This is a genomic window from Streptomyces sp. CB02980 (genome assembly GCF_014451325.2).
Taxonomy (GTDB): Bacteria; Actinomycetota; Actinomycetes; order Streptomycetales; family Streptomycetaceae; genus Streptomyces.
In genome coordinates, this window is sequence record NZ_JACSCH020000008.1 from 358,939 (window position 1) to 368,720 (window position 9,782).

6 protein-coding genes and 1 pseudogene are annotated in these 9,782 nt (G+C 72.0%); 2 read left to right on the top strand and 5 right to left on the bottom strand.

Features of this window, described 5'->3' with window-relative positions; translation table 11 throughout:
* Window positions 1-21: 21 nt before the first annotated feature.
* The 4 genes from E0F75_RS19745 to E0F75_RS19760 form a co-directional block, all read right to left on the bottom strand.
* Window positions 22-4,341: an alpha-(1->3)-arabinofuranosyltransferase family protein gene (locus tag E0F75_RS19745; protein ID WP_187623833.1), complete on the bottom strand. Its 4,320-nt coding sequence runs from the start codon at window positions 4,339-4,341 to the stop codon at window positions 22-24.
* Window positions 4,342-4,363: 22 nt separating this feature from the next.
* Window positions 4,364-5,041: a class I SAM-dependent methyltransferase gene (locus tag E0F75_RS19750; protein WP_187623868.1), complete on the bottom strand. Its 678-nt coding sequence runs from the start codon at window positions 5,039-5,041 to the stop codon at window positions 4,364-4,366.
* A 136-nt stretch (window positions 5,042-5,177) separates the two neighbouring features.
* Window positions 5,178-6,404 (bottom strand): glycosyltransferase family 4 protein, encoded by a 1,227-nt coding sequence (locus E0F75_RS19755; RefSeq protein ID WP_187623834.1) that lies wholly within the window; start codon window positions 6,402-6,404, stop codon window positions 5,178-5,180.
* 308 nt (window positions 6,405-6,712) lie between these two features.
* Window positions 6,713-7,669, bottom strand: coding sequence for a DUF3068 domain-containing protein (locus tag E0F75_RS19760; protein WP_187623835.1), 957 nt, complete (start codon window positions 7,667-7,669; stop codon window positions 6,713-6,715).
* Window positions 7,670-7,907: 238 nt separating this feature from the next.
* Here E0F75_RS19760 and E0F75_RS19765 point away from each other — a divergent pair, with 238 nt between their 5' ends.
* Together E0F75_RS19765 and E0F75_RS19770 are read left to right on the top strand one after the other, a co-directional pair.
* Entirely contained in the window at window positions 7,908-8,090 is a 183-nt protein-coding gene (locus E0F75_RS19765; protein WP_187623836.1) for a hypothetical protein, read from the top strand.
* 86 nt (window positions 8,091-8,176) lie between these two features.
* A complete protein-coding gene (locus E0F75_RS19770) occupies window positions 8,177-9,364 on the top strand; it encodes a CdaR family transcriptional regulator (protein WP_187623837.1) in 1,188 nt (395 codons plus the stop codon).
* 54 nt (window positions 9,365-9,418) lie between these two features.
* On the opposite strand, the pseudogene E0F75_RS19775 reads toward E0F75_RS19770, so the two are convergent.
* A pseudogene (locus tag E0F75_RS19775) lies at window positions 9,419-9,552 on the bottom strand (IS5/IS1182 family transposase); the annotation flags it as partial.
* Between the last annotated feature and the right edge of the window lie 230 nt (window positions 9,553-9,782).

Consider the following 9,782-nt stretch of genomic DNA (forward strand, 5'->3'; position numbering starts at 1 on the left):
CGGCCGCGGTGCACGGCTCGATCACGAGGGGCCACCACCCTCCGGCCGCCAGAGGGGCTGCTCGGGCCGGTGCCCGTCGCCGGTGCTTCGCGGCCTGGCCGTGACCACCGGTCCGGCGTCCGGCGCGGCGGAACCGCCGTCGCCTTCATGCCCGTCGCCGTCTGCCCATCCGTCGTCGCCTCCGTGCCCGTCGTCGTCCCGGCGCCCGTCGGCCGCGCCCGTCGGCCGCACCGCCGTCACCAGCGCGGCGGACAGGGCCACCAGCGTGAGCACCTGCGCGAAGCCGCTGAACGCGCCGGCCCCGTCGGCGACCGGATCCCCGGCGCCCAGGGCGGCGACGACGCCGGCGCCGCCCATCGCCACCGCCGCTGTCGGCACCAGCACACCAGGCCGGAACCGTGCCGCCACGGCGAGCAGGGGCACGACCAGGGCCAGCGGCCCCGCCGCCACCGCGACGACCGTGGTCAGCACCAGTGTTCCGAGCAGCATCCCCGGGGCCGCCGGTTCGGGCAGCCTCTCGTCGGTGTCACCGTCGTCGCGCCGACGGCCCACGAAGGCCAGGGCGGCGAGGGCGACGAGCGCGAGCGCACCGCCGACCAGGGCTGTCCGGTACGAACCTGAGGGCTCGAACTCCATGGTCACCGTGCCGGAGGCGCCGGCCGGGATCACCCAGGCCTGCTGCCAGCCGTCGAGGCGCACCGGCTCAAGGCCTGTGCCGTCCAGGGTGGCCTTCCATCCGTCGTTGGCGTTCTCGTAGGTCCGCAGGTAGACGGCCTCGCCCGTGCCCGCCGACACCGAGACGGTCCGGCTGTCGTCGGCCCACCTGGTGACGGTGGCCTCACGGCCCGCCGCTCCGTCCACGGCCCGCGGGGTGCCGAGGGTCAGCGTGACGTCGGTGATCGCCAGCGGGCCGGCGTCACTCGCCTCCACCTCATGATCGCCGGACGGAAGCTCCAGGGTGCCGTCCTTCTCCTCGCCCGCGCAGAGGGTGACGGTGACGGGGCGTCGCTCGGTGAGGTCCCGGACGAGCCCGGAGGCCTTCGTCTTGTGCAGGACACCGCCCACGGCGAGGTCCGGGCCCCCACCGCACGGCAGCGAGAAACGGGCGGACGGCTTCGGCCGCGGCACCCGCAGGTCGGCCAGCGCGGGAACGTGCACCTCGCTCAGCCCGACGGGCAGCTGCAACTGCGCGTTCGCCACCGGGTTGTGAACGGTGAGCGGCGCGACCCTGGTGATGGTGATGTCGAGCCGGTTCGTCTCGATCGCCGGGAAGCGGACCCGCCCGTTCTCGTCCACGTCGGCCACCGCGGCGCCGTGCGGGGAGCCGATCATCACCTGCTCGGGCCGGGTGGACACCCCGCCCGCCGGCGCGAGGATGATCTCGTCGATCTTCTTCATCGCGGGCCAGCTCAGGTGGACGACCGGCCGGTCGCCGGCGATCCAGGCGGTCGTCAGGTCGCCGTCGACCAGGTTGCGGGCGCCGAGTGACGTGCCGTTGCGGCTGATGGAGTCCACGGCGGCCGTCAGCCGGTTCTTCGATCCGGGAGCCGAACGGTCGAGCAGTTCGTCCAGCGCGCCGCCGGGTACGGCGACGGCCCGCGCGGACACCCGGTACTCGCCCGACTCCTCGGTGCTGAACTGCCGGTGCAGTCCCACCTCGGCCGAGGCGGGCGACAGGCCGCCCGCGTCGGTACCGCGGTGCAGGGAGTACACGGTCGCCTCCGCGTCGGTGTTCTCCGCGTCGGCGGGCAGCTCCAGCAGGCGCGTCACCTGCACGTCCGGGATCGACACCTCGGAGAATCCGGCGCCGGAGAGTCCCGGGCGCGCCTGCTGCGAGGCGAGGACGGTGATCTTCATCCAGGAGGCCTCGCCGACGGGAGCCTTGACGGTCTGGGGCAGGCCGTCCGTCCGCAGGGGGCTGTCGGCCGAACCGCGGTCGGTCTCGATCCGCACCTGGGTGGGCGCCGCGCGCATGGCGTCGCCCGGCAGGGGCGTCAGCTGGAGGGAGGCCGGGATGTCGGTCGGCCGGGAGAAGTCCACCCGGAGCCACTGTCCGACCGGCTCGCCCGGGCTGCCCTCGGCCCACGCGGTGTCCGGGTTGCCGTCGAAGGCGTTCACCGGGTCGTACTGCGGCAGGTGGAACAGCCAGTTGCCGCTGCTGGAGGCCGTCACGGCCTGGGCGCCGCGCAGCACCGCCGTCGTCTGGTGACCGGTGCCCTCCGACGGCAGGATCTGCTTGGGCTTCTCGCCCGGGTTCTGCAGGCTGCCGGAGTGATTGCGCTCGTCCGCGGTGTAGGTGTACGAGGTGTTGTTGTTGACCAGACCGAACCGGGTGTCGGCCCGGCGCAGCCCGTCCGCGACCGCCTTCACCGGTGCGACGAGGCCCTGGGGAAGCGTGTCCCCGGCCAGTACGGCCGGACGGCCGGTCATCGAGGGCTCGGCGGACAGCTGGAGCAGCGCCTCGGGTCCGCCGCTGACCACGGCCGTGTCGGCCACGGCCGAGACACCGACCCTGCCGGGCCGCCCGGCGTCCTGCGGCTGGTAGATCTCCACGGCCTGGAGCCGCGGGTAGAGCCCCTGCACCTGGAGCGGGGTGCCGGCGGAGATGCGTCCGCCGGTGACCAGCGGGCCGAATCCGGTGACCTTGCGGTAGCCGGACGACTCCAGGGTCCGCTTCACCGTCTGCGGCGGGACGTAGCCGATCTGGTCGGGGTCGAGGTCGTTGCGGACGACCACCTCGTGCATGCCGGCCCGGGCAAGGTACGCCCGGAGGCCCGGGACTTCGGCGCCGGACAGCAGCGCCTGCTCGACGGCGTCCGTCATGCGGCGTGCTCCGGGGGTGCCGAAGGGGACGAAGTCACGCTGTGCCCAGGGAGTCTCGGCCAGCACGTCGAACGGCTGGTCGATGGGGGAGCCCCAGGTGTAGATGCCGTGCGCCGTCGCGGGGACGATCAGGGCCCTGCTGTCCCGGGCGTTGTCCTTGAGCCAGTCGGCGGCCTTCTCCCAGTGGGTGGGCAGCTTGGTGAACGCCCCGGGCTGGAGGATCGAGCCGTTGACGTAAGGGAGCGCCAGACCGGGCAGTACGAGCACGGCCGCGGTCGTGGGCACCCAGCGGCGACCGCGGAGTGCGTGGGAGCCCCTGCTCTCGGACAGCACGGCCGTCAGATGGGCGAGTCCGAGGACGAGCGCGAGGGCCAGTCCCGGCTGGAACTTGTAGATGTTGCGGAACGGCTTCAACGGCCCGTTCAGCCAGTCCTGGACGGCGCCGTGGAAGGGACCGCCGAAGGATCCGGCGTACCCGGCGAGCGCGATCAGGACGACGGCCAGGACGGTCAGGAGCAGCCAGCGGCGCTCCGGCAGGTCCCGCCGTGCCAGGCCGGCGAGGCCGAGCGCCGCGGCGAACGCCGAGCCGAGGACGGTGACGACGGAGGTCGCGACGGTCCAGCCGGCGGGCAGCCATGCCTCACCGAAGTTCAGATAGGCCACCCAGTTGCCGGCGCCGCGCAGCAGCTCGGTCGCGGACATGGTGGCGGTGGTGGTGTCGGCCTGCTCGACGTACGGCATGAAGTTCTCGCCGTACGCGCCGAGCAGGAGCAGCGGCACCACCCACCACACGGTGGCAAGCACGACGCCCGGTATCCACCAGCCGAGCAGCGCGCGCCGGCGCCGGCCGGGCGGGCGGCTGAGGAGGTACAGGCCCACGGGCAGCAGCGCGGCCAGGGTCGAGGCGGCGTTCACGCCGCCCATGAAGGGGATCAGCAGGGCCGACCGTGCGGCGGCCTTCCGGGGGCTGTACGCCGTGGAGGTCAGCGGCAGCAGCACCCAGGGCAGCAGGGCACCGGGCAGCGCGGCGGCGGAGGTCGAGCCGATGACGATCGTGAAGGTGGGCCACAGTGCGTAGGCCACGGCACCGACGACCCGGGACGCGGGCGTCCCCACGCGCAGCCGCTCGGCGAGCCGGAGCGTGCCCCAGAAGGCGGCGGTCACGATGATCGAGAGCCAGAGCCGTTCGGCCAGCCAGACCGGCACCTGCAGCAGGTCCATGAGCCCGTAGTAAGGGAGTGCGGGGAAGGCATAGCCGACGTACTGGTTCGCGATGCCGCCGAGGCCGACGTTCCCGTTCCACAGCGACCCGAGGTCGCCGAGGAAGCGCCAGGGGTCGAGGGCGACGCCGAGTTTGGTCTCGAACGTCATCTTCCCCGGTGACACCGCGAGGAACGCCACCAGGACGAGGGCCCAGAAGCCGAACAGCAGGCGGCGTCCGCGCGGTTCGCCGGACGCCTTCGTCGGCGTCGGGCCGGGCTGCGGCACCCAGGTGGGCGCCTGGACCGTAGTGGTCATGACCGTTCCTCGCTTCGCATGCTCATGGGCTTCGCCTGAGAATCAGCAGCAGATTCCAGGTGGCGATCTCGCGGAGTCCCGGCACCCGGGTGATCGTGCTCGCGAGGAACGGCCAGTAGCGTGACCGCGCGGTCACGACCTGCACGTCGTCGCGACCGCGGACGTGCCGCAGGGTGGAACCGATGTGGACGGGGAAGAGGTTCTCCCCGAGCGTGTGCTTGGCCGCGCGGCCGGTGCGGCGTTCGTAGCGTGCGCGGGCCCGCTCCGCGCCGAGGTAGTGCCACGGCGCGGTCTCGTGACCTCCCCAGGGCGAGAGCCAGTTGGTGAACGACAGGTAGATCAGCCCGCCGGGGCGGGTGACCCGCGCCATCTCGCTGATGAACGTCTGCGGATCCGATACGTGCTCGAGCACGTTGGACGAGAAGCACACGTCCGCGACGCCGTCGGCGAGCGGCAGCAGGTATCCGTCGGCGAGGACCGCGTCCTCGGTGGTACGGCCGCGGGCGTTCAGCTCCCGCGGGTCGGGCTCGAAGAGGTAGCCCTCTGCGCCCCGGCGGCGGAACTCCTCGGTGAAGTGGCCGCTGCCGCCGCCGACGTCGACGACGATCTTGCCGGTCAGGTCGACATGGCGTGCCACCTGGGCGACCGAGTCACGGGCTAGCAGGGTGTAGCACCGCTCGGGATCGTCGGGTTCGCGCATGAACGCTCGGAAGAGGGCGGCCGACCGTCTCAACGACGGGTCCTTGAAGCCGTGTTCGGCGGTGCTCACCGATGGGTCCTCGAAGCCGTGTGCGGTGTCGCCGGCCGATGGAGCTCTGGGCTCGCGTTCGGTGGTCTCAGCCATGGACGCTCCTGCCGCGTCCGGGGGACGCCGTGCGGGCCACGGCCTCGGCGGCGACCGCCTGGAACTGGCGGACCGTCGCGCTCCAGCGGAAGCGCTTGGCGCGCAGCACCGCGGCACGCCCCATGGCCGCGCGCCGGTCGGCACTCAGGGACAGGGCGCACCACGCGGCGGCGAACGAACTCTCGCCCCGGGCGAGCACCCCGGTCTCCCCGTCCTCGACGCTGTCGCGCAGGCCGGGTATGTCGAATCCGATCGCGGGGGTGGCCCGCGCGGCCGCCTCGGTGACGACCAGGCCCCAGCCCTCGACGAGGGAGGGGTGCAGCAGCAGCCACGCCTCGCACATCAGCCGGTGCTTCTCGGCTTCCGATACCCGGCCGGCGAACGTCACGGAAGGGCCGGCCATGTCTTCGAGCCGCTCCCGCTCGGGGCCGTCCCCCACGATGACGAGCCGGCCGCCGGTGACGGGGCGCACCCGCTCCCACAGCCGTAGGAGCAGGTCGACGCGCTTGTACTCCACCAGTCTGCCGACGGCCAGGAACAGCGGTTCCTTCGCTTCGGGCAGCAGTGGGGCGGGCTCTTCGACGCCGTTGTTGACGATCCGGATGCGGTCGGGTGCCACGCCGATGGCGCGCAGCTCGGCGGCGGTCGAATCGGAGACGGCCACCATCAGGTTGTCGCGATGGGTGCCGGCCAGTGCCCAGTGCTCCAGTCTGCGTCCGAGCCGTGCCGCCGGGCCCGGGTAACGCATCTGCCAGAGATCGGTGTGTACGTGGTTGACCAGGCACAACGTGGGCCCGCGGTGCCACAGCGGCGCCAGGTACGGCATGCCGTTGCACACTTCGACCAGCAGGTCGCAGTTGCCGACCTCGCGGGCGACGGTCGACCTGGCGTGCAGGAAGTGACTCGCGTCGCCTCCTGCGGATACCACCCGGTAGTCGCGTGCGGCGGCCGGGCCTCCGCACACGAGCGTGACGTCGTGGCCGTCGGCGGTCAGACCGTCGGCTATCCGGTCGATGAGCAGTTCCGATCCGCCGGCGGCCCGGTTGGCCAGGTCGCGGCGGGCGAGGAAGGTGATCCGACGCGGCACGGGCGCCCCGGGGGACGCGGTGTGCGGGTCGAGGGCGAGCGAGTCGGTGACGTGGCTGCCCGTGCGTGCTTGAGGGGGGACGGAACGGGAGTCCTTCTGGCCGGGGGCCAGAGCGGACGAGCGCTGGGGCATAGAGGTGCTCCAACTCGGCGGCTGCGGGTGGGATGCGCAGGGGGATACGCACATGAGGGTGTGCCGGGCTTCCGGGGATGAAGCGCTGGGCTGGCTCGTACGGAGTGCTGCGGATACGGGTACTGCGCGGTACGGGTACTGCGGGGTACGGGTACTGCGGACACCGCGGTGGCAGGCAGCCGAGGGTGGCGGCCGGTTCAAGTGGACACGTTGGCCTTACCGCGGGGTAACATCAGTGTTCGTTCAAGCATTCGTTCCGGCTACTCACGCTGATGACAATTTCGGGACTTTGGGCGGGCCCGTTTTACTCACTCTGTTGAGTGTTCGCCCCGCCGGGGACCGCGGATCAGCAGCACGGCGCCGGCGACCGCCAGCAGACCGCCCGCCACTCCGCCCACGAGCGGCGCGGTCTCGCCGAGCAGCTCCAGCCGGCCGCTGTCGTCGGAGGCCAGCGCCACCTGCTTGCGCCGGGTCGCGTCCGTGAACTCCAACCCCTCGCTGGCCAGCAGGGTGACCGCGTCCTTCTTCGACCCCGGGGCCCGCAGCGTCTTCTTCGGCGCGATCAGCGCGTTCATGATCCGGCCCGTGCGCTGGTCCACGGTCAGCTCGATCCTCGCGTTGGAGTACCACTCCTCCGCCAGGATCTGTCCACCCTTCGAGCTGCCCACCAGCACGCCGGGCACCAGACGGGTGCCGGTCGGGGTGGCCTCGACCTTGCCGACGAAGCGGTAGCCCTCGCGCCCGTTGACCTTCGCGACCTTCTCGAAATCCAGCGGCACGGTGGCACCCAGGGTGCTGTCCCACCAGGAGTAGGCGCGCTTCTCGACGTCGAACGGGAACTTCAGATAGGCCTCGCCCTCGAACTCGGGCTTCTCCTCGCAGCAGCGCACCGGCAGGTTCGTCCGGCGGTCGGTCACCCAGCGTTCGGTGGTCCACTGCAGAGATTTGCGCGGGTCGCCCAGCGCGAGCGTCTTCGGCGAGTCGATCTGGGTCGACACGTCCCAGATCGCGTTTCCGCTGTGCTCGCCGGCGGCGACGTCCCCCAGGACGCGACGGGTGATCGTGAGCGTCTGGCCGTCCACCGCGGAGACGGAACCGGTGTCGAAGTAGCTGCCCTGACCACTGAAGACCGTCGTGGAGTCCACATCGGTCGGTGTGCGCTTGGCGCGCGGTTCCACGTACCAGACCAGCAGCTGGGTGAGCACCAGCAGGAAGACTCCGACACCCAGCAGAATCAGGGACAAAGGTGATATTGAACGACGCATACGGGTACTCCAATACGGGCGCGACGTGCGAGAGGGCTCGTGGGCCGTGCGGGGAGAAGGCGCACACACGGGGTGCAGCCTGACCGGGGCGAGAATGCGTACCCGGGAGTAACAGTCCTGTGGCGGCGAAATTAGGCGGCTCTTGACCACCTGTCAATGCGCCTCTCATACTGGCGGCGCCGGACCGGGCCGGCGCGCTGGGTGACAGACCTCGATGACCGAGAGGCCGATCATCCCCATGCCCAGACTGCTTGCCGCGTTCCTGACCTGCGTCGCCGCCGCCCTCCTGGCCGCGGGCGCCGCCTTCGGAATCGTCACCGCTCTCGACGCCACACCCGAGCAGCAGAATGTGCCGCTCGTCACGTTCCCCGAACCGCCCACGGACGACACATCCAGCACGGCCGGCTCCGGTGCGGGCTAGGTTGGAACATGCGGCCCGCAGACCGAGCGCGTACGGACCGGACGCACAGGAGCGGTGTGGTGGAAGCGTCGTCAGCGTGGCACGACGTGCCACGAGAACGGATTCAACAGTTCGCCGACCGCGCTTTGGAGCAGGTTCCCGAACTCGCTCAGGACATCCTCGCCGAGATCCGGCGGGAGTATCCGGGCCTGGTCCTCCTCCCCGACGAGTCCGGAGAACCGAAGGCCCTCGTGGCCATCCGGCATGCCCTCGAGCTCTTCGTGGAACAGATGACCACGGGGTCGGATCGGCCGCGCGCCCTCCCGGAGCTGTTCCGGGACTTCGGCCGCGGCGAGGTCTCCCAAGGGCGCAGCCTGGACTCCTTGCAGGGGATCTACCGGCTGGGCGTCCGCCTCTCCTGGCGGCGCATGGCGGAGGTCGGCCAGCAGGTCGACATCCCGCCTTCGGCCATGTATGAACTGGCCGAGTCGGCGTTCGAGTACCTCGACGTCATGGTGGCCCAGTCGGTACGCGGCTACGCCGAAGCCGTCGCCCGCCAGGCGGGGGAGCGCCTGCGCCTGCAACGGCTGCTCGTCGATCTCCTGCTCACCGAACACCGCACGGATCCGACCGCGCTGCTCGCCGACCGCGCGGCCGACCTGGGCTGGCAGCTGCCCGGGAAGGTGGCGGTGGCGGTGCTGCTCCGCCCAGCCCAGGAGGCCGTCGCCCCGGCCGTGGGCGACGAGATGCTGCTCGACGTGGAGGGCACGCAGCCGCGACTGGTCGTACCGGATCCGGACGCCCCCGGACGCGCGGAGCTGCTGGACCGGGCGGTGACCGGCTGGTCCGGGGCGATCGGCCCGTCGGTCCCCCTGGCGGAGGCCGTCACGTCACTGCGCTGGGCGGAGGCCGCCGTCGGGATGATCCAGCAGGGGCTGCTGCCACGAGGGCGGCTCCTGCACTGCGGCGAGCACGTCGAAGCTCTGGTGCTCCTGCCCGCGGGTGAGCTGATCGACGATCTGGCGCGGCGGCGGCTGGCGCAGCTGGACGAGGCCGGCGGCCCGGCGCACGCCCAACGGCTCGCCGAGACGCTGCTGGCCTGGCTGGAGACGCGGGGTGGTGCTCCCGAGGTGGCCGCCCGGCTCGGAGTCCACCCGCAGACCGTGCGCTACCGCCTGAGGCAGCTCCGCGAGTTGTGGGGCGACGACCTGGACGACCCGGACCGCCGCTTCGAGCTGGAGCTGGCACTCCGCACCCGGCGGCTGCGAGGGGAGCTGGCCCCACCACCCGACTGACCTCGGGACGGCTAAGGCGAAGCGGGATGTCCGGGATCCCCTGTGCGAGGAGCGCCGCGGTAGGACGGGGGTGAACTGTGGGCTGTCGGCAGCCTGTCCGGCGGTCAGCACGAACGCCTGCGGTCGGCGCCTGCGGTCGGCGGCGAGGTGGGCTTTGCCGGTCAGCCGCCCCGCGAGCGTCCCAAGAGGGTCGTCGCAGGGTCTTGGGGTACCGGCCGTACTCGCCGATCGGCAGGTGCGGCCCGATGAACTCCCGCTCCTGGTGCGTCAGTTGGGCGCGTCACGCGCGACGGTCTAGCGGGCCAGGGCCCGGAACGGGGTGGAACCCGCGGGCTGATCATGGCCTGATCCGCGCTGGGCGGGCTGGGGGGCGGGCGTTTGCGGAGCGGCGGCTGCGGCGTTGCGGGTCTCGTGCATG